The 654-nt window shown below is 71.9% G+C and carries 1 pseudogene; it reads left to right on the forward strand.

Going from position 1 to position 654, the window contains the following annotated elements:
- Positions 1-455: 455 nt before the first annotated feature.
- Positions 456-654 (forward strand): annotated as a pseudogene (locus tag VQ03_RS30250) (hypothetical protein); the annotation flags it as partial.

Consider the following 654-nt stretch of genomic DNA (forward strand, 5'->3'; position numbering starts at 1 on the left):
GCCGCCACCGCTGCGGCAACGGCGGCGCTCATCGGCGGGACCGTCGCGGCCGTCAAGCTCTTCTTGCCGTGAGTCTCGACCGGCTGTGGGAGCACGTTGCCTGCTCCTCTGGCGCCGGCATGGAAGCAGCGACCGTCGGTCGTCCCGCTGGCGACCGGCGCGTTCGGTTCATGGTCCAGGCGCATCGCGGCCGTAGCGCCTGAGCGGAGATCGACCCGGCACGAGGCCGGTCAGACCGAAGGCAGTCCGCTGCTCCGCGGATGTAGGGACCGACGCGACGCGCGCCGCACGTGCGGTGCCGCACTCAGTCTCATGCACCGACTCCCTGCCGCCGGTTGCCTCGCCGGCCCGAACGGAGCATGACGGCGCCCGGATTCGCGCAGGCCCGCCCGGCCCAGCCCGCGCTCGATTCGCCGCATCCCGACCGAAGCGTTCCCCCTCCACGAAGTGCCCGCATGAGCGTCGTCACCCGCATCGCCCGGAGCCGGGCAGCCCAGGAGAGCCTCGGCCTCCTCGGCGCGAGCTACCTGAAGCTGGTGCAGCGCACGAACCGCTTCAGCCTCGATCCGCCGGCCGCCTATGACTGGCTGTCGCCCCTGCGCCCCTTCATCATCGCGATGTGGCACGGCCAGCACCTGATGGTGCCCTTCGTCC

This window comes from Methylobacterium tarhaniae (genome assembly GCF_001043955.1).
GTDB classification, from domain to species: Bacteria; Pseudomonadota; Alphaproteobacteria; order Rhizobiales; family Beijerinckiaceae; genus Methylobacterium; species Methylobacterium tarhaniae.